The sequence below is a fragment of the Algoriphagus aquaeductus genome, assembly GCF_003253485.1.
Lineage (GTDB): Bacteria > Bacteroidota > Bacteroidia > Cytophagales > Cyclobacteriaceae > Algoriphagus > Algoriphagus aquaeductus.
Map to the genome: position 1 here is coordinate 53,291 of NZ_QKTX01000005.1, position 19,472 is coordinate 72,762.

Annotated in this window: 17 protein-coding genes and 2 tRNA genes; 10 read left to right on the top strand and 9 right to left on the bottom strand. The window is 44.7% G+C overall.

The genetic code is table 11. From position 1 onward, the window contains the following. Positions 1–109: 109 nt before the first annotated feature. The 4 genes from CLV31_RS08380 to CLV31_RS08395 all read right to left on the bottom strand — a co-directional run bounded on the left by CLV31_RS08380 (position 110) and on the right by CLV31_RS08395 (position 3,690). Positions 110–1,594 (bottom strand): S10 family peptidase, encoded by a 1,485-nt coding sequence (locus CLV31_RS08380; RefSeq protein ID WP_111392442.1) that lies wholly within the window; start codon positions 1,592–1,594, stop codon positions 110–112. A 77-nt stretch (positions 1,595–1,671) separates the two neighbouring features. Beyond that, positions 1,672–2,370 (bottom strand): potassium channel family protein, encoded by a 699-nt coding sequence (locus CLV31_RS08385; protein WP_111392443.1) that lies wholly within the window; start codon positions 2,368–2,370, stop codon positions 1,672–1,674. Positions 2,371–2,380: 10 nt separating this feature from the next. After that, positions 2,381–3,175, bottom strand: coding sequence for a PhzF family phenazine biosynthesis protein (locus CLV31_RS08390; RefSeq protein ID WP_245943359.1), 795 nt, complete (start codon positions 3,173–3,175; stop codon positions 2,381–2,383). Next, positions 3,175–3,690, bottom strand: coding sequence for a DinB family protein (locus CLV31_RS08395; RefSeq protein WP_111392444.1), 516 nt, complete (start codon positions 3,688–3,690; stop codon positions 3,175–3,177). Before CLV31_RS08395 ends, CLV31_RS08390 begins: the two co-directional genes overlap by 1 nt. Positions 3,691–3,758: 68 nt before the next feature. Between CLV31_RS08395 and CLV31_RS08400 the strand changes: the two genes are divergently transcribed. The 6 genes from CLV31_RS08400 to CLV31_RS08430 all read left to right on the top strand — a co-directional run bounded on the left by CLV31_RS08400 (position 3,759) and on the right by CLV31_RS08430 (position 11,031). Next, a complete protein-coding gene (locus CLV31_RS08400; protein WP_111392445.1) occupies positions 3,759–5,105 on the top strand; it encodes a M20/M25/M40 family metallo-hydrolase in 1,347 nt (448 codons plus the stop codon). A 113-nt stretch (positions 5,106–5,218) separates the two neighbouring features. After that, complete coding sequence (locus CLV31_RS08405; protein WP_111392446.1) at positions 5,219–5,761, top strand: ferritin; 543 nt, start codon at positions 5,219–5,221, stop codon at positions 5,759–5,761. A gap of 508 nt (positions 5,762–6,269) precedes the next feature. After that, positions 6,270–6,896: a sterol desaturase family protein gene (locus CLV31_RS08415; RefSeq protein ID WP_111392448.1), complete on the top strand. Its 627-nt coding sequence runs from the start codon at positions 6,270–6,272 to the stop codon at positions 6,894–6,896. An 826-nt stretch (positions 6,897–7,722) separates the two neighbouring features. Continuing rightward, positions 7,723–8,739, top strand: coding sequence for a hypothetical protein (locus CLV31_RS08420; protein WP_111392449.1), 1,017 nt, complete (start codon positions 7,723–7,725; stop codon positions 8,737–8,739). Between the two features lie 53 nt (positions 8,740–8,792). After that, on the top strand, positions 8,793–9,896 hold the full coding sequence (locus CLV31_RS08425; RefSeq protein ID WP_111392450.1) for a formylglycine-generating enzyme family protein: 1,104 nt from the start codon (positions 8,793–8,795) through the stop codon (positions 9,894–9,896). A 34-nt stretch (positions 9,897–9,930) separates the two neighbouring features. Then, positions 9,931–11,031, top strand: coding sequence for a lipase family protein (locus CLV31_RS08430; protein ID WP_111392451.1), 1,101 nt, complete (start codon positions 9,931–9,933; stop codon positions 11,029–11,031). A 66-nt stretch (positions 11,032–11,097) separates the two neighbouring features. Here the strand turns inward: CLV31_RS08430 and CLV31_RS08435 are convergent, their stop codons facing one another. The 4 genes from CLV31_RS08435 to CLV31_RS08450 all read right to left on the bottom strand — a co-directional run bounded on the left by CLV31_RS08435 (position 11,098) and on the right by CLV31_RS08450 (position 14,363). Further along, on the bottom strand, positions 11,098–11,658 hold the full coding sequence (locus tag CLV31_RS08435) for a 1-acyl-sn-glycerol-3-phosphate acyltransferase (protein ID WP_111392452.1): 561 nt from the start codon (positions 11,656–11,658) through the stop codon (positions 11,098–11,100). Further along, a complete protein-coding gene (locus CLV31_RS08440; protein ID WP_111392453.1) occupies positions 11,655–12,464 on the bottom strand; it encodes a patatin-like phospholipase family protein in 810 nt (269 codons plus the stop codon). Before CLV31_RS08440 ends, CLV31_RS08435 begins: the two co-directional genes overlap by 4 nt. Then, positions 12,454–13,293, bottom strand: a complete 840-nt coding sequence (locus CLV31_RS08445) for an MBL fold metallo-hydrolase (RefSeq protein WP_111392454.1) — start codon at positions 13,291–13,293, stop codon at positions 12,454–12,456. Before CLV31_RS08445 ends, CLV31_RS08440 begins: the two co-directional genes overlap by 11 nt. Positions 13,294–13,415: 122 nt before the next feature. Continuing rightward, complete coding sequence (locus CLV31_RS08450) at positions 13,416–14,363, bottom strand: acetyl-CoA carboxylase carboxyltransferase subunit alpha (RefSeq protein WP_111392632.1); 948 nt, start codon at positions 14,361–14,363, stop codon at positions 13,416–13,418. A gap of 368 nt (positions 14,364–14,731) precedes the next feature. On the opposite strand from CLV31_RS08450, the gene CLV31_RS08455 reads away from it, so the two are divergent. Together CLV31_RS08455 and CLV31_RS08460 are read left to right on the top strand one after the other, a co-directional pair. Next, positions 14,732–14,805: transfer RNA gene (locus CLV31_RS08455), tRNA-Asp, on the top strand. A 110-nt stretch (positions 14,806–14,915) separates the two neighbouring features. Next, positions 14,916–14,989 (top strand) — tRNA-Asp (locus CLV31_RS08460). A 299-nt stretch (positions 14,990–15,288) separates the two neighbouring features. Here the strand turns inward: CLV31_RS08460 and CLV31_RS08470 are convergent. Beyond that, entirely contained in the window at positions 15,289–15,999 is a 711-nt protein-coding gene (locus tag CLV31_RS08470; protein WP_111392456.1) for a 6-phosphogluconolactonase, read from the bottom strand. Positions 16,000–16,574: 575 nt separating this feature from the next. On the opposite strand from CLV31_RS08470, the gene CLV31_RS08475 reads away from it, so the two are divergent. Continuing rightward, positions 16,575–18,026, top strand: coding sequence for an amidohydrolase (locus CLV31_RS08475; RefSeq protein WP_111392457.1), 1,452 nt, complete (start codon positions 16,575–16,577; stop codon positions 18,024–18,026). A gap of 178 nt (positions 18,027–18,204) precedes the next feature. Then, positions 18,205–19,161 carry a nitrilase family protein gene (locus CLV31_RS08480; RefSeq protein WP_111392458.1) on the top strand — a complete coding sequence of 319 codons (957 nt, stop codon included), beginning with the start codon at positions 18,205–18,207 and terminating at the stop codon, positions 19,159–19,161. Positions 19,162–19,472: the final 311 nt, after the last annotated feature.

Here is a 19,472-nt window from a genome sequence, read left to right on the forward strand (position 1 = left end):
AGAAGACCAAGTTAAAGCCATGTCTTTGGGAATCTTCGGTCATCGGTCTTCCAGCCCAAAATCAGTGGAATATTCGTCAACTGGCAGAATGGCGTATAATCAGTAAAATTTATTTGTACTTCGCCGGCTGGCCCGGAGCTACGGAAGATTTTTGAATAAACTGGCGAATGTCCTCATTGGAAGTCGCCAAGTCCTCCGCTCTCAAGTACATCATGTGGCCCGAACGGTAACCTTTGAAGTCAATTCGGTCTTTCATTTTTCCATTGGGATCGATATGCCAGGTGCTGTATTTGGCATTGAAATAATCCGTTCCTCCATCATAATAGCCCGACTGCACCATCAGATGCAAGTACGGGTTTTGGCGCATGGCTGTACCCAAGTCATTCCCGGTAGTTTCGTTGCTTCGGTCCCAAGGATTCACCGGACCGAAAAGATTATAGGTCAAATCGGTGTTGTACTTCAGGACATTTTTCGCATAGTGATTGAATGCCGGAGCAAAAGCATGATTCCAGCTGGTCAAAGCCGGATCAAAGTCATAGGCAGAGCCAGCTTCCATTCGGTCGAATCCTTTGTATCGGCTATCCAACCGACCGATGGTCATTCCGTCACGCTCTCTCAGGAGCTCTTTCCAGAAAAAGCTGGTCGGTACCATCAGGTTGTATTGAAGGATCGCTTCCTTTTTCAAGCCCGAATAGTAGGCCATCTTGGTAGCAATGGCATCCCGCTCAGAATCTGAAAGCAAGCCGCCTTTAGTCATGGCAGGCAGAATCTCATTGATAGCCATAGGTTCTACGATCGCCAGAATTTCGTCCAGGTCTTTCGCCTGAAGTTCGGCAGGAAGAGCCTTGTGATACCAAGCTGTGGCTGCGTAATACGGCCAATAGTTTGCCATCTTCACCGGTCCACCGCGATCGATGCCCATATCAGTTGGTGACACCAAAATCACTCCGTTGAAATACATCCAATGAGAATTCTGAAGTTGAGAGACCAATCCAGCTACCCGAGTGGTACCATAGCTTTCCCCAATCAGATACTTGGGAGAAGCCCATCTGTTTTGACGGGTCACAAAGGTATTGACCCAATCGGCCAAATACTTGATGTCTGCATTGATTCCGAAAAACGTACCTCTGGGAGTATCTTCCTTCACGATTCGGGAATAGCCGGTGTTGACGGGGTCAACAAAGACGATATCCGCTACATCGAGGATAGAGTGTGGGTTAGGCTTCGTTCCATAAGGCTGAACAGGATATCCTTCGTCATCGATGTTGAGAATCACCGGTCCGGTGTAGGCCAGATGCATCCAAATTGATGCTGATCCTGGACCTCCATTAAATGAGATTACCAAAGGACGTTTAGCTTTGTCCGTCACGTCTGTTCGCTCGTAATAGGTATAAAACAACGAAGCGATGGGCTCGCCTTTATCATCCCAAACGGGTTGAGTGCCGGCAGTCGCTCGATAAGGAACTCGTTTACCCTTAATGCTAACTTCCGAAGTGGTTTCCACTTTGGATTCAACTTCGATTTTTCTGGTCGTCTGGGAGATAGCCACTGAAAAACTCAGCAGCATCAGAAGACTGAAGTAGATTTTTCTCATAGGTTAATGATCATTATTTGGGGAGAAATTAGACTTAAATCTTGATTTGGAACGCAGCATTTTACAGGAGTGGAGGATTAGCTTTGCTTTCGCTGGACACTTGATCCAACTAGCTTGGAAATGACTATGGCCGGATATAAAATCCCTACCGCTGACAAGAAAACCGAGATCATTTTGGAGACCACATTTACTGGAATATAATCCCCAAAACCCACCGTCGTAAGTGAAACCAGGCTGAAATAGATATACACCGAAAAATCCTGATCCAATCCACTGAATTCGTGGAGTCCTGAAATGGAATCTCCCAATAGCAGATTGACGATTTCAAATGCAAATGCACCCAAAACAGCCAAAAGCAAATACACGTTGATCGCTCCAATTACCCGATAGAGATTGATTTCATCATTTCGAAAGAGGAGTCGGATGTTGAGAAAAATAAAGACCATCATATTGGCCAACCCCACCACCCTTTCGGCCAGGTAAAACTCCACAGGCAAAGAACTGAACCGGAGAAGTCTCAATACCAATTGAGCTACAAACAGCAGGGAGGTAAGGACCATCAAAAAGGTATTGGCTGAAGACCAAATCCCGGTAAAAAAGAGGAAAAGAAAGACCAGGTTGACAAAAAAGACATCCATCTGGCCAAACTCAATCAGGACTGGAAGAAAGAAAACAGTAAAAATCAGCGTAACCAAAAGCACTACAAAACTGGCATCCGTCAGCCAGTATTCATTGATGTGCCTGATGAGGTTTTGAAGTTGAGCCTTGGCCTGCATCGTCAATCGATTAAAGATGAATAAAACCTGTGAGCACAAGCACGGCCTGACCTTGAATCAAAACCCGGTCATCGTGTTTTTCGAGCGTTAATTCCCCTCCCCTTTTACTTGCCTGAAATGCATTCAATTGGGTTTTCCCGGTTTTTTGATTCCAATAATCCATCAAAGCACAATGGGCAAAGCCGGTCACCGGGTCTTCAGGAACCCCCACATTGGGGCCAAAGAATCGGCTAACGATGTCATGCTTTTCTCCCTGAGCAGTAATGATAAATCCCTCCTCGCTATGGGCGGAGATAAGCCCAAAATCAGGGATCAACTCCCTTACTGCTTTTTCATTTTCCAGTTCAAAGATCCAGTTTCTCCGAAGTTGGGCGGCTTTGACGATTTTTTTACTGAACAAGTCCTCTTTAAAAAAAGGATGCGTATCCGGATAGGTAGGAATCAACGGAAAATCCATAGTTAGTCCTTCTGAAGTGCATTTCACGCTCAATTTCCCACTCCGTGTTTGAAAATAGACTGTTTCACCCTCCCGAGTCCAACCCGACTTCAACATCCAAAAGGAAGAGGCCAAAGTAGCGTGCCCGCATAAGTCAATTTCCAGAGTGGGTGTAAACCAACGGAGAGAAAAATTTCCGGGCTCATCTGATCTTTCCACAAAGGCGGTCTCACTGAGGTTCATTTCCATGGCGATGGACTGCATCTGCTCCTTGGTCAAGGATTGCTCCAACAGACAAACTCCGGCTGGATTGCCGGAAAAAGGTACGGATGTGAAAGCATCCACTACTGCGATGGGGATAGTCAACATTAATAACGGCTGTTTAATACTTGAAGATGATGTATAAAATGTCCCGGGATAATCCAAAGTAAGGCTCTGGGAGTAATCGGTTTTTGATTAGCCATCCCTACCCCATCCAGCGATTCAGCTGATAAAGTTTTCACTAAGGTCAATATAGCCTTTCGTTGCGCTTCAAAATCATTCAACAAATCTTCCAAAGGGATCTTCGAAAAGCCTGCTGCAGCCACATATTGATTTTCATCAAAGCCCGGCAAAGATTGCTTTTCTCCTCTTGCAAAACACAAAGCCCTGAAAGTCATGATCCGTTCGGTATCAATAATATGTCCTAAAACCTCTTTGGGCGTCCATTTGCCTTCCGCATAGGCAATGGAGTCCCATCCGGCCGGTTTGGAAGCGAAAAGCTCCCGGATTTCAGAGATTTGATTCTGGATCAAATCCGTGAAGGAAGCTGGCGGTATTTTTTCCAAGTAGGTTTCGTAATAGGTTGGGTAATCGCCTTTGCTGGGAAGTGAGAATGTGTTCATGTAAAATATGGATTGAATGAAAAGCTTCTGGGATAAATTTAAGGTTAACAGAAAAAACCAAACCTACCATGCGTAAAATATTATTCACCCTAGCCTTGGGAATCACCTCCTGGGGAAGTATGGCACAGCAGGCCGTCATCCGAAATCCTGAAATCGAAAGCCTAGTTCGGCAAGTTTCCTCGGACAGTCTCAAAAAATACATCTACGACCTGTCGGGATTCCACTCTCGCCACACCCTCAACACAGATGAGAAAAACGGAATGATTGCCGCCCAGCGCTATGTCCTAAGCAAATTCAACCAATTTGCCAAGGCATCCAATGGCCGAATGACAGCCCAAATCGAGGAATTTGTCACTCCCGGAGACGGACGGAGAATCGTGGCAGATTCCAAGGTAGCCAACGTGGTGGCCACCCTCAAAGGCACCAACCCCAATGACAAAAGAATCGTGGTCGTATCTGGTCACCTTGATTCCAGAAATCGTGACGTAATGGATGCTGATGGAGCAGCACCAGGGGCCAATGATGACGGCAGTGGTGTGGCCGTAGTTTTGGAGTTGGCAAGAGTTCTGGCTCAAAAGGAATTTTCATCCACCCTTGTGTTTGTAGCCTTTACCGGGGAAGAGCAAGGTCTGAAAGGGGCTACCTACCTCGCAGACAAAGCAAAATCAGAAGGTTGGCAAATCGAAGCAGTGCTCAACAATGATATTGTAGGCAACAGCAATTCCTCAGAAACACTCATCAGCAACAATACCGTCATGCGTGTCTTCTCGGAGTCGGTTCCTTTGGCTGAGGATGAGCGAGGAGCCGCTATCCGTCGATCTACCAATTCGGACAATGACAGCCCTTCCAGGCAGTTGGCCAGATACATCAAAGAAATCGGCGAGCGTTATGTGGACCACATGGAAGTTAAGCTGATCTATCGAAGTGACCGATTTCTGAGAGGTGGCGATCAGACTCCGTTTATGAGAAACGGTTTTACGGCGGTGAGAATGTCCGAAATGAATGAAAATTTCCTCCATCAACATGAAAATGTCCGAGTGGAAAATGGTATTCAGTATGGAGATCTTCCGGAGTTTATGGATTTTGAGTACCTGAGAAAAGTGTCTGCAGTCAACTTGTCTTCGGCAGCTTCCTTGGCCAACTCGGCAGGGATGCCCCAAGAAGTACGAATCGATGTCCGGGGTTTGACCAACAAATCTGAACTGAACTGGAAAGCCCCACTTCAGGGCAAAGCCAAAGGGTACTATGTGTTGATGAGAGAAACTTCCTCTCCGATGTGGGAAAAGAAATTTTTCACGACCGAAACTTCCATTTCCCTTCCATACAGTAAAGACAATTATTTCTTTGCTGTCCAATCTGTCAGTGAATCAGGTGAAGAAAGCTTGGCAGTTTTTCCCTCTCCCCAGACCCGATAATGCTTGAATTTCAAATTAAACCAATTCTAAATTTCAAAATAAAAGACGCTCTTGGGAATCATTAAGCGGGTTGATTTAGTTAGATTGGTGTAACTATTTTATCAACTACTTCTATGAAACAGAAAGAAATCGTAACGCTTCAGCGTTCCTTACTTCCCGATACAGAGGTCTTGCTCAACAAACAAATTGAAATGGAGGGCAAATCTTCTGCTTATTACCTCTCTATGGCTTCTTGGTGTCACATGATGGGCTATGCCAATGCTGCCAAATACCTCTACACGCATGCCGATGAGGAGAGAATGCACATGATGAAGATTTTCCAATATGTAAATGAGGCGGGCGGGCATGCAATCCAACCCGAAATCACAGGAGTCAGACACAATTTCAACTCGTTGAGAGAAGTGTTTGAACTGATTTTGGAGCATGAAATCAAAGTGACCAAGTCCATCAACAACATTGTGGATCATGCCTTCGGCGTGAAGGATTTTGCCACTTTTAGCTTTATGCAGTGGTACGTCACCGAGCAACGCGAAGAAGAAACCATGTCACGGAGAGCCTTAGAATTGTTTGACATCATCGGAGAAGAAGGCATCGGCCTTTGGACCATTGATCAAGAACTTGGCAAGCTTCATGCGGCAGCCGATTCAGGCGAGTGATCGATCAAATCCATCTCAAAAAGCGGCTTAGGCCGTTTTTTTTTTTGCTCGCTACGCTCCTCCTGATCAAAATTCAATTGATTTTAATGAATATACGGAATCTTGCCAGTAGCATTTCTAAAGGTCAAAAGACCAAGTTAACGCCATATTTATGGGAATCTTCGGGCTTCGGTCATCGGTCGCCTGTGCTGAGCGCAGTCGAAGCATCCAGCCCAAAATCAGTGGAATAGTCGTCAACTGGCAGATTAGCGTATTATCAGTTTGATTTTTTTCAAAATATCAGAAATCCCTTTAATCAGAGGGAAATTTTCAAATTTCAAATGCGCTAGTCCACCTTAGTAAATATTGAGATTTTGCGATTTTTAAAAATTTGCATTGGCATTTTGTCCTATTTTAAAAATGGAAAGGCTTTCAAAAGCATTTTTTGCATAAGATATTGAAGGACTGAGGGAATCTTAACCTATGGAAAAAAACTTGGCGATATAACTTCATCAAAAAAACAATCGCCATGCAAACGATATCTAAAAATTCACCCAGAGCTCTTCAGCTTTGCCTGATTAAAGCTTCCTTGATCTTTGCTTTTATCCTGTCATTAGGCTTTTATGCCAAAGGGACACTAGGATATTTTATCTTTTTATTCCTAGGAGGATGGTTGATTTGGACCTTTGCCGAATACGTAATTCATCGATTCCTCATGCATGAATTACTCATTCCAGGTCAAAAAGACACCCTTTTTCACCATCACGAGCACCATAGCAACCCCAGCAACCTAAAAGTCAATTTTTTCCACAGGACCTTCACCCTTCTTTTGGGAATAATGATCAATTGGGTTGCTTGGGAACGAAACAGCACCTTTACCATTTTTGCCGGCTTCTTCACCGGATTTTTGATGTATAATTTTCTGCATTACCTCCTCCATAAGCGGGTTGGAAAATACCTTTTCCCAAGAATCCAACGGGCACATATTTTACACCATACCAAGTATCCCAATCAAGGATATAGTTTCAGTACCATATTATGGGACTGGTTATTCCATACACTTGCCCCGGCTCATGTACAAGTGACTGAAAAAATGAGAGAAAACTACTTCAAAAATTTTAACAAAGGGCAAGAAACAAAATCACATAGTACCTAATCTTATTATTATATAAATACTATTAACATTGATAATTATTAAAATATCTTATTTAGATACAAATATGATGGATGTAGTTAATTAATCATCAACCTCACTGAAAGTTTAAACACTTAAGTATTTTTCTCCTTATGATTCAGGAATTCGATCAGCCTATTTCTTTCTAAATTCAAAAAAGCCAATGCCAGAACATGATCATTGGCTTTTTCACGTTTTCATGATAATTCATACACGAAACAGATTTACGAATGTGAAGGATCGATTACCTGCTTATCTATCTTATTTGCTCCCATCACAACTTCTCTTTCTCTTATGATTTGATCCTTAGTATTCCTTCCCTTTTATGTGGCACGGCATCGATTACAGGAACCTAATCGCAGCTAAGCAAGAAAGGCCAAACAATCAAAATTCCCTCTGAATTCGCATTTTCAGCCTCATAATCAGACCTTTCGACCCAAAACAATTACACCACAATTCAAATTCGCTTTGGATTTTGGTTTAGAAGATCGAAAGGTTTCCTATATCAACCTTGGGATCAATTTTTGAAACCTGCAAATACTTCCCCTAAGCAAGGAGAGCCTCCAAAATGGTTCTAAAAAAAAAATGGTATAAGAATCCTTTAGCTTGGATCACTACTTACATAGAATATAAGATATGCAGGCAGTAATGCGGAATTTTACCTTATAATTAAAACATATCTCGACATTTTATTTTTTGTTTATCTCGGATACCCACATCTTCTTTTAAGAGTATTTATTTTATCACATTTTTTTTTCTATATTTTGTAAACTTTTCACATACAGGTTTTTGTAAATCGACCCAATCTATGACTAATCCTGCACACAATACCCAGGCTCAGTTTTTTCAAAATCTGAGAACCACCCTGCCCTCCTACACTTCTATGGTAGATGAAGTTGCAGAAACGCTCAACGTCAGTGTGGATAGTGCCTACCGACGCATCAGAGGAGAAAAGCTATTGGACTTTGATGAACTCAAACTCTTATGCCAACGATTCAATTTATCCCTGGATAAATTTTTGAGTTTAAACACCGATTCCATCATGTTCCAAGGCAGATTAAATACCTACCATGAGGATGCATTTAAAAATTGGATGGACGATGTGCTGGCTCAATTGAACCTGGTAAATAGTTTTAGCCACAGGCATGTTTATTTTTTGGTCAAGGACATGCCTCCGTTTCATCACTATTACCATCCGGTTTTAGCCGGGTTTAAATTTTTCTTTTGGATGAAGTCCATCCTGTATTACGATAGCCTGAAAAATGAAAGATTCTCTTTGGAGAAGAATTACTTCGCCCCTTATCAGGACATTACTCATAAAATCCTGCGGGTATATAACAAAGTCCCCACCTCTGAAATCTGGAACGAGGAGGGACTCAACACAACCCTCCGACAGATCGAGGTCTACCATGAGATGGGGTTGATTGCGCATTCAGAAATCACCTTGCAACTTTATCAATGCGTTCTTGAAGTCATTGATCATCTGGAAAAAATGGCCGAAAACGGCAAAAAATCCATGTTCGGACATGCCCCTACAGAAGACAGCGCCGAATATCGCCTTTATTTGAACGAAATCGTACTGGGAGACAATACCTTCATGGCTGAAATCGGAGAAACTAAGATCACCTACCTTAATCATAGTGTACTCTACTTTGTGGGGTCTATTGACCAAAAATTCAATGAGGGCATGTTTAGAAATCTGGATAACCTGATGAAAAAATCCACCTTGATTTCTGGAACAGGAGAAAAAGAACGAAAACAATTCTTCAATAAACTGAGAAAGAAAGTTCAGGCAAAAATTGCAATGGTGGAGGTAGAAAAATAGCCCCACAACATTTTTGGAATGTATAAGTGACTGACAAGCCTTATATTTCCAACATGAAGCAATTACGGATTTTCATAATTCTTGGAGTCATATCAGTCCTTTCTGCGTGCAATTCCTCCTCAGGTCCACAGTCTGGCCCTGCACCTATTCACGAGGAATCAAAAGTAGTTTTTGCAGATCCGGAGCCTCCCCTCAAAGAAGAAGGAATGGTTTGGATTCCTGGCGGGGAGTTTATCATGGGAAGCAACGAGGCGGATGCTTACGATGCTGAAAAGCCCGCGGTAAATGTTGCCGTCCGTGGGTTTTGGATGGATGAAACAGAGGTCACCAATGCCCAATTCGAAGAATTTGTAAAAGCCACCGGATACCTTACCGTGGCCGAAAGGCCGATAGATTGGGAAGAGCTGAAAAAACAACTTCCTCCCGGCACTCCCAAACTGGATGATTCCGCCCTGTTGCCGGGCTCCTTGGTTTTCTCCCCTCCTGCTAGACCCGTGCCTTTGACGGACATTTCCCAATGGTGGATTTGGACCATAGGGGCAGATTGGAGGCATCCCGAAGGACCTCAGAGCAACCTCAAAGGCAAAGAAGACCATCCCGTCGTTCACATTGCCTTTGAAGATGCCGAAGCTTATGCCAAATGGGCAGGAAAAAGGCTTCCCAGTGAATTTGAATGGGAATTTGCCGCAAGAGGTGGTGTCAACGGGAAACGATTTGCATGGGGGGATGAACTGACCCCGGAAGGCAAATACCTTGCGAATACTTTTCAGGGAAATTTCCCAAACCGCAATGAGGGAGGAGACGGATTTATCGGTACTTCTCCTGCCAAGGCATTTCCCGCCAATTCCTTTGGCCTATATGATATGATCGGAAATGTCTGGGAATTGACCTCTGACTGGTACGACGCCCTTAAATTAGCGAGACTCGCAGGCTATGCACCCAAGCTTGACGCCGGAATGAACCCCTGCTACAATCCCAATAATCCCTATGCCATGGAGCGGGTGATCAAAGGAGGATCTTTTCTTTGTGCTCCCAATTATTGTGTCAACTATCGACCTTCTGCCCGACAGGGACATGCTTTCGACTCCGGGACTTCCAATGTTGGGTTTCGATTGGTCAAAGATCCGGTGGACAAAAAACTGGGCTTAAACCAATAGGCCAGAAAACTGTTTTTTAGAAAATTTTAATCCTATGGTCAAACGATCACTAGTTGCTTTTTGCTTGCTTTTCGCTACGGTAAACCAGGCTTTCGCCCAACTTCAACCCGGATTTTCCCCCGAAGAATATCGGGATTTTTTGGGAATTACCGCCGGAAGTGTGAAAGACACCTCTTTTACCAAAGGGATCCCACAAAACCCTAAATTCTCTTTGATCTACGAGTCTCCACTCGTAGGCCTTGAAAACAAATGGTATCTGTGGATCGAAGAAGGAAAAAAGACGGCTTGGCTGACCATCAGAGGAACAGCAAATAATCCAACTTCCTGGCTCGCCAACTTCTATGCCGCGATGATTCCTGCCAAAGGAAGCCTTCAAATCAGAGATGATTACCAATTCCAATATCAATTTGCTGAGCATCCCAAGGCTGCCGTACATGTGGGGTGGACCTTATCCACGGGAGCCTTGGCGGAAACCTTGGTTCCAAAAATGGATTCTTTATATCAGGCAGGGTATCGGGATTTTATGGTTTCGGGCCATAGTCAAGGGGGTGCAATAGCTTACCTGATGACTGCACATCTTCATCAGCTTAAGAAAGAGGGACGCTGGACTGAAGCCATTCGGATCAAAACCTACGCAAGTGCAGCCCCAAAGCCGGGCAACCTGTTTTTTGCCTACCATTATGAATTTATCACCCAAGGCGGCTGGGCCTTTAATGTGGTCAATGCCTCCGATTGGGTTCCTGAAGTGCCTTTTTCCATCCAAACAGTCAATGACTTCAATCCAGTAAACCCTTTCACCGATGCATCGGAGTTTATCAAAAAACAAAAGTTTCCTCAAAAACTGGTTTTCAAAAAGGTCTACAATAAGCTCAACAAACCCACCCAAAAAGCCCAGAAAAACTTTGAAAAATTTTTGGGAAAATACGCAGGAAAGCAGGTTTTAAAAACTTTACCTGAATACCGATATCCCAGTTATTTTCAGAGTAATCATTTTACCCGAACGGGTAGCTTCATCGTACTTCAGCCCACTGACTCCTATCGAAAACTTTTCCCGGATGACCAAGAGAAGGTTTTTCTTCATCATGGGCTGAGACCTTACTACCACTTGTTGAAAGAGCAGTTTGATTTGAAGTGATTTGGACACCTGTGAATTAGAATTTTCCCAAAGTTTAGCGCTTTGGAAAAGTCTAGGAACCACTGCTCAAATGATACCCTTCTCAGGATGTTTGCCGGTAACGGTCCGGCCAAAGGCTTTCATTTCTTCAATCTGCCCGTCCATATCTCCATTAGGGTAGATGCAGGGACCGATTCCGGCTTCTTTCTTTTTGTAGTCCAAATAGCCAATCACCACCGGAACATTTGCTCCAAGTGCGATGTGATAAAACCCTGTCTTCCATTTTTTTACCGCACTTCGGGTTCCTTCAGGAGTCACCATCACCACCAACTCATCCCGCTCATTGAGCATCTGAACCATCGCTTCGGTGTAGGTTTGTTTTCTACCTCCAGGGATTCTTTTTCGGTCAATAGGAATCGCACCCAAGCCCGAAAGCAACCAACCCAAGGGTCCAATCATCACTTCTTTTTTGATGGTAAACCTTACCGGAATATCCATCAGGTAAAAGGCCGCACGTGCGTATAAAATATCCCAATTGGAGGTGTGTGGGATGGCAATCAATACAGCCTTTTTCAGTCCTATCGGCCAATTGTCATTCAATTTCCAGCCCGTTATCCAGAAGATAAATCGGGAAAGTACTTTCATCATATAGTTTCGGTTTTTTCTTTTTTGGGTTTGGCAATCAAATCCTTCATGGAAGGGTTTTCCTCAAACACCTTCATCGCTTGATCATATCCTGCCTGAAAAAGGTCAGGAGCTTTTTTGATATCAAATACCCCGTATTTACCCAATCCCGGCGCTTCGATAAAGTAATCGCATTTGGACTTGCGACTGTAGACATTGAAGTTCATGGTCATGATCACTGACCGTTCGATCAGATTTTTCATATTGCGGATGTTGCTTTCCTCAGGCAGATGATTGCAATTGACTCCAATCACCACATCGCAAATGCCTTCTAGGGGTTCTACTGGCAGATTATTCAATACTCCCCCATCTACGAGGTATTTGTTTTCCAAATGGATAGGTTCAAACATCCCAGGAATACAGGAAGATGCTAAAATCGGTTTGATCAACTCACCCTCGTCGAAATAGACCACTTTTCCCTTTCGGATATCTGTAGCAGCTACGGCCAGGGGAGTTTTCAATCCTGCAAAATCATTGTGCGGAAAATAGATTTTAAAAAGGTCGGCCAGGCTTTCCATTTTCAAAATTCCTTTCCAGGAAATCGCCGGACGCATAAAGCGGAAGTAGTTGGTCTCCACGATGATCTTCATTACCTCTTCCGGCTGATAGCCTTGGCAGTACATGGCCCCTGCAATGGCACCTGCTGAGCTTCCTGAAACTTTGGAAGGGATAATACCAAGCTCATTGAGTGCTTTCAAAACTCCTAAATGAGAGATTCCACGAACACCTCCCCCGGAAAGCGCCAGACCGATTTTCAGTTTAGAGCTCATCGAGTCGGAAAGTTTGATCAAGGCGTACCCCCTTTTCGGTCATCTTCACGGTACAGCATTCATTGACCGGGTCATGCTCCAAGAAGAGTACATAGTTCTCCCGGGCTGCTTCTTCCAGAAACGCCTGCTTTTCACTCATCGTGATCAGTGGCCGGGTATCATAGCCCATCACATAAGGCAAGGGAATATGTCCTACGGAAGGAAGCAAATCCGCCATAAAAACCACCGTGTGGCCTTTATAGGTCATTTTTGGAAGCATCTGCTTATCGGTGTGACCATCTACAGTAATGAAGTCAAAACCGGGGAAAAGTGACTTTTTCTCCAGATCAACAAGTTTTAAAACCCCATGATCCTGCATAGGCTGGATATTTTCTTCCAGAAAAGATGCTTTTTCTCTGGGATTAGGGACCGTCGCCCATTGCCAATGAGCTGCATTGGACCAGTAGGTAGCACGCGGAAAAGTAAGTTCATATTGACCATGGGAGCCATAGCGAATACCACCTCCGCAGTGGTCAAAGTGCAGATGCGTCAAAAACATATCAGTAATGTCGGTGGGATGTACGCCAAGATTTCGGAGACTCTGATCCAGGGAGGCCTCTCCATGCAGGTAATAATGAGAGAAAAATTTGGCGTCTTGCTTATCTCCAATTCCATTGTCAACTAAGACTACCCGATTCCCATCTACGGCCAGCAAACATCGCATGGCCCAGGTACAGAGGTTGTTTTCATCTGCTGGATTGGTCCTGGACCACAAGGATTTAGGTACTACTCCAAACATGGCGCCTCCGTCCAGCTTGAAAAATCCGGTATTTACGGTATACAGTTCCATTTGAGTTTATTCTTGGGTTTAAAAAACCAAAAGCAACCTTTCCCAGGATGGACAGATTGCTTTTTGGTTTAAATAAGTTTGCGTCACCGCAATCTCAAATTTCAAATCTCTAATATTGAAGTTCACTCCACCACCACTCCCATCGAGCAGAATTTTTCAATCCGCTGCTCGATGCGCTTCTCAGGTTTGATTTTGTCGAGTTCTTTTAAGGCTTTCAGGATCACCTCTTTGATGGTTTTAGACATAAATTTGAGATCCTTATGCGCCCCACCCAATGGCTCAGGAATGATATCGTCAATCAAGCCATTGGATTTCATGTCTTTGGCAGTCAGCTTCAAGGCTTCGGCTGCTTGCTCTTTGTAATCCCATGATCTCCAGAGGATGGAAGAACACGATTCCGGTGAGATTACGGAGTACCATGTATTCTCAAGCATGAATACCTTGTCCCCTATCGCAATTCCCAAAGCACCTCCAGAAGCTCCTTCACCTATAATAATACAGATCACGGGCACTTTGAGCATAAACATTTCTTTAAGGTTTCGGGCAATAGCTTCTCCCTGACCTCTTTCCTCTGCCTCTAAACCGGGGAAAGCACCCGGAGTGTCGATCAATGTGACGATTGGCTTACCAAATTTCTCCGCCATTTTCATCAGACGAAGTGCCTTACGATAGCCTTCAGGATTGGCCATCCCAAAATTCCGCTCTTGTCTTTGCTTGGTGTTTCGGCCTTTTTGTTGACCGATAAACATTACCGTTCGTCCGTCAATATCACCCAGCCCTCCGATCATGGCCTTATCGTCTTTTACCGTACGGTCCCCATGAAGCTCTATGAAGTCATTGGTGATTTCATAAATATAGTCAAGGGAATAAGGACGGTCCGCATGTCTGGAAAGCTGCACCCGCTGCCAGCGAGTGAGGTTGTCAAAAGTCTCTTTTTTCAAAGCCAGGATTTTTTCTTCTAAAGACTCAATATCACTGCTTAGATCAATATTTCGGCCTTTGGCCAAGTCTTTCATCTCCTGAAGTTTTTGCTCTAAATCAGCAATGGGTTTTTCAAATTCTAATACCATTTTGGTGATTTTTGGAAGAAGCAAAGATAAGGATAATCCCTGTTTGACAAACCCAAAATAAGGAACATGGGGCAACATAAATCCTTAAAATTATTGAACTGAAAAAGAATCAGATAGCCAAAAAAGTAAAAAATATTAACCTACACTCTTGCATCAAACTATCATTTGCCTACCTTTGCACCACTTCAAAAGAGAAGGTAAACGGAGTGGTAGTTCAGCTGGTTAGATGCTTGTCCCGATACATCGGGAAGGTCGCTAGTCAGAGTTCATCGTCCGAAAACAAACGGAGTGGTAGTTCAGCTGGTTAGAATGCTTGTCCCGATACATCGGGAAGGTCGCTAGTCAGAGTTCATCGTCCGAAAACAAACGGAGTGGTAGTTCAGCTGGTTAGAATGCCTGCCTGTCACGCAGGAGGTCGCGGGTTCGAGTCCCGTCCATTCCGCATAAGATTAAAAAAGCTAAACCATTAGGAGTGGTAGTTCAGCTGGTTAGAGTGCTTGTCCCGATACATCGGGAAGGTCGCTGGTCAGTGTTCATCGTCCGAAAACAAATGGAGTGGTAGTTCAGCTGGTTAGAATGCCTGCCTGTCACGCAGGAGGTCGCGGGTTCGAGTCCCGTCCATTCCGCATTAAAGTCCCGAAGAAATTTGGGACTTTTTTGTTTTTAGGCTGCAAAGGATTATTGCCACGAAGGCAGAAAGACGCTAAGTTTAAAAATTTCCGTATTCGACTGATTCAAGGTTTTCGTATTCCTTTCTCCGAAAAAAATAATCATTACCGTTAAAGATATCTTTGATCAAAAAACCATTTGTGCATTTGCGTCTCCGTCGGCATAATTCAAAGTAGTTTTTTGTAGCCAAAGAATCTCTGCCTTTTTGCGTCGCCTTCAAAAAAACTTTTGCGCCTTAGCGTCTTAGTGGCAAAAATCAAACCGCCCTTTCATCCACCAACACATCCACATTGGGATGAAGCCAAAGCAGGGAAGCGGGAAACTGCGTACTTACCTCTGGTTTTAGCAAGCGTTCAAAAGCCTCTTTTTTCCCCGAACCCGCGATAAAAATCAGGATCTTTTTGGATTGTAGGATATTCCCCACGCCCATGGTCATACCGAAAGTCGGCGGTTGATTCAGCGATTTGATCATGCCATTGTTGAGGGTGGATTCGGCCAACTCACAGACGTGAAATTCAGGTCTGAGCCTTTCTCCGGGTTCATTGAGCGCAATATGGCCATTCACCCCAATCCCCAAAATACAGATATCCATTGGACCTTCCTGCTGAATTGCTTCTTCCATTTTCTTGCAATCCCCTTCCGGATCAGAAGTAAATGGATCAATGGTCCAATAGTGATCCGAGGAAATCCCCATGGGCTGAACAAACTTGGTCTGCACATCGAGCTCGGAAGTAAAGGTTGACCCTTCCTCTAACCCACCCCATTCATCCAATTTGATCACCCGGAGCTGATTGCAAAAGCTTGGATTTTTAACCTTTTCAGCCACCATTTGAGCATAAAGACCCGATGGCGATCCCCCACTTGCAACACAAAACAACAAATTTGGCTTTCGGTCAATTTCGGTCTTCACCAATTCAAAGCCCTTTCGGCTCATGGTATCAAAGTCAGGGAAGTAATGGAAATTCATGTTGAGGCAAGTTGGAAATAGATAATCGATTTGACCATTAAATATCAGGTAAATTTTTGAGACCGTTTTTTTTAAACCACAGTAGACACATAGAAAACATTTCGCTGTCCTTTTCTTCTTTCTATTAACAGAATCATTTTTTTTGCGCCTTAGTGTCTTCGTGGCAAATGAACCTCTAGAAGCAAAATCTTGGTGGAAAAATTTGTCAATGGTATCCCCAGCGCTGGAAACCAAAAGCTGGTTTGGAAACGAAAGCTTGTTCCATCGCTATAGAAAAAGATTTCTCAAAAGCGGTTTCAAAACCACAGTAGACACATAGAAAACATAGTCGCAGTCCTTTTCTTCTTTCTATTATTAGAATCCTTTTTTTTTGCGCCTTAGCGTCTTTGTAGCAATCCTCCATTCTTCCTGACCTATACGGTTTACCCTTTGAGTCCTCTGAATTATCCTTGGTGACCTTGACGGTTAAGCTTTGTGTACTCTTATTTTTCCTTTGAGCCCTTTGCGGCTAAAAAATCACTTCTTCCTTATTATCTTATAGGCATCTTAGTTTACCAAACACCAACCATCACCTTATGAGAAAAATTTACCTCAGTGCTTTGGGCTTGATCCTAGTTGCAAGTCCCTTATTGGCACAGAAAAAAGCCGCCCCCAAACCCGATCCACTCAAGCAATCCGTACAGCAAACCATTGATTCCCGATTTGCCGACATGACGGAGCTCAGCGACAAAATCTGGGCTTTCGAAGAAATCGCCTTTCAGGAAACCCAATCCTCGGCGGCTCTATCTGCTTATGCCGAACATCTCGGATTCAAAGTCACCCGAGGCGTGGGCGAAATCCCCACTGCTTTCGTGGCGGAATACGGTTCAGGATCTCCAATCATTGGTATTATGGGTGAGTTTGACGGGTTACCTGGATTGTCCCAAAACAAAGTTCCTTTCAAAAGCCCGCTCCACGAAGGTGCTCCGGGTCACGGCTGTGGGCACAACCTCTTTGGGGTCGCATCCCTGGGCGCGGCATCAGCCATCAAAGACCTGATAGCCGAGGGTAAACTGAAAGGTACCATCCGATTTTATGGCACTCCTGCCGAGGAAAAATACTTCGGCAAACTCTGGATGATCCGTGCCGGACTGATGGACGATGTGGACGTCATGATGGACTGGCACCCCGCCGACGAAACCAAAACCGAAGTCCAAAAAGGACTGGCCTTGGTGGACTTTATTGTCGAGTTCAAAGGACAGGCGGCCCATGCCTCCGGTGATCCCTGGAACGGCCGCTCTGCCTCCGATGCCCTCGAACTCTACACCACAGGGATCAACTACTATCGCGAGCATATCAAGCCTACCGTCCGGATTCATTACCATATCCAAGACGGAGGACAAGTCGTCAACGTCGTGCCGGACTACAGCAGACTGTGGGTCAGAGTCCGTGATACCAGTCGTGAGGGACTTTTGCCTGTCTGGAAGCAGGTAGAAAAAATGGCTGAAGGTGCCGCCATCATGGCCAATGTCTCCCACGAAGTGAAGCTCGTATCCGGCGTGCATGAGATCCTGGTCAACCGAACCGGTTCGGCGGTGATGCAAAAAAACCTGGAAAACCTTGGCCCAATCAGCTATACCGCCGAGGAACAAGAATTCGCTAAAAAAATCCAGGAAGCTACCGGTAAACCTCAAATCGGACTTGTTTCCCAAATCAAACCCATGGAAGAAACCCAAGAACACAGCATGGGTGGCAGTACCGACGTAGGCGATGTCAGCTGGGTCGTTCCCACCATCCGAATGGGAGCAACCACCGCACCAAATGGAACTCCCTGGCATTCCTGGGCAGTCGTAGCCTCAGGAGGCATGTCCATCGGTCACAAGGGAATGGGCTATGCAGCCAAGGCCTTGGCCATGACCATGGTGGATCTGTACCAAAACGAAGCCCTGAGAAACGAGATCAAAGCTGAATTCAAACAGAAAAAAGGAGACTATGTCTACAAGGGCATTATCCCTGACGGCCCTCCGCCTTTGAAGGCTGGGTATTGATTCAGTCTCTAGTATTAACTTTCTTATTTTCGGCTTAAAAGTTCTAATAGAAGCTGGGCGGGATTTGCAATTCCGCCCTTTCTATTTTTTGCCATTTTCAAATCCATGCAAAGCATTTCTTAATCCAATACTTCAACTCACTTGCCCTTTCTCCTCCTCACCCCTATCTTTCTATTCTATGGAAAAACTGAAAATTGCTAGTGCCCAGTTTGAAAACCGAAGCGGAGATAAGGAATACAACCTCTCCGTCATCGACCGGCTTTCCGCCAAGGCAGCGGCTCAAGGCGCGCAGGTCATTGCCTTCCACGAATGTTCCGTCACTGGATACACCTTTGCCAGAAAGCTGTCCAAGGAACAGATGCTCGAAGTGGCCGAGCGGATTCCCGAGGGGCCAAGCATCCAAAAACTCATCGAAATCGCCCGCAAGAATCAAACCGTCATCTTGGCCGGCCTCTTCGAAAAAGACGAGCAAGACCAACTCTTCAAAGCCTATGTCTGTGTAGATCAAAACGGGCTCCTGGCTAAATACCGCAAGCTCCACCCCTTTATCAATCCACATATTTTACCCGGAAATGAGTACGTGGTCTTTGACTTACTTGGCTGGAAATGCGGAATTCTAATCTGCTACGATAACAACATCATTGAAAATGTCCGAGCGACAAAACTCCTTGGGGCAGATGTTATTTTCATGCCACATGAGACCATGTGTACCCCTTCTACCCGTCCGGGAGCCGGATTTGTGGATCCCAAGCTTTGGGAAAACCGGGAAAATGATCCCACTTCCCTTCGCATCGAGTTTGACAGCCTGAAGGGTCGGGCTTGGTTGATGAAGTGGCTGCCTGCCCGAGCCTATGACAATGCGGTGTATGTCGTCTTTTCCAATCCGATCGGAATGGACGACGATCAGTTGAAAAACGGCTGTTCGATGATTCTCGATCCGTTTGGAGATATTTTGTCCGAGTGTCGGGACTTCGAAGACAGCTTTGTAATCGCTACGATCACTCCCGAAAAACTCACCCAAGCCGGTGGTTCTCGCTACCTCCGGGCAAGACGTCCGGACCTCTATCGGGACATTCTAGGTCAAGCCCACGAACCTGAGCAAAAAGTCGTTTGGCTTCAACCCAAGTCAAGTTGACGAGTACGAAATCCGGTTCAAAAAGCATATCCCCATCTTAGATTCTCCTCTACCTATGTAAAGCTCAATTGGATGCTGGGCATCCAACGCACAAAGTTGTTTTACAAAACTTATAGGATTTAGGTATTCACCCACAGCACTGAAAGTGCCAATAACCGGTCTGGTTTTGAAAATCTGACTGGTGTAATCTTATGGTGAAGTTTTATTGGGAAGACTTTTAGAACAAAAAGTGGTCACCAACTCATCCAGTGCTATTTTGATCTTCAACGCTGCAAAGAAGAACCTACGATTGGGGTGGGTCCATTAAAAAC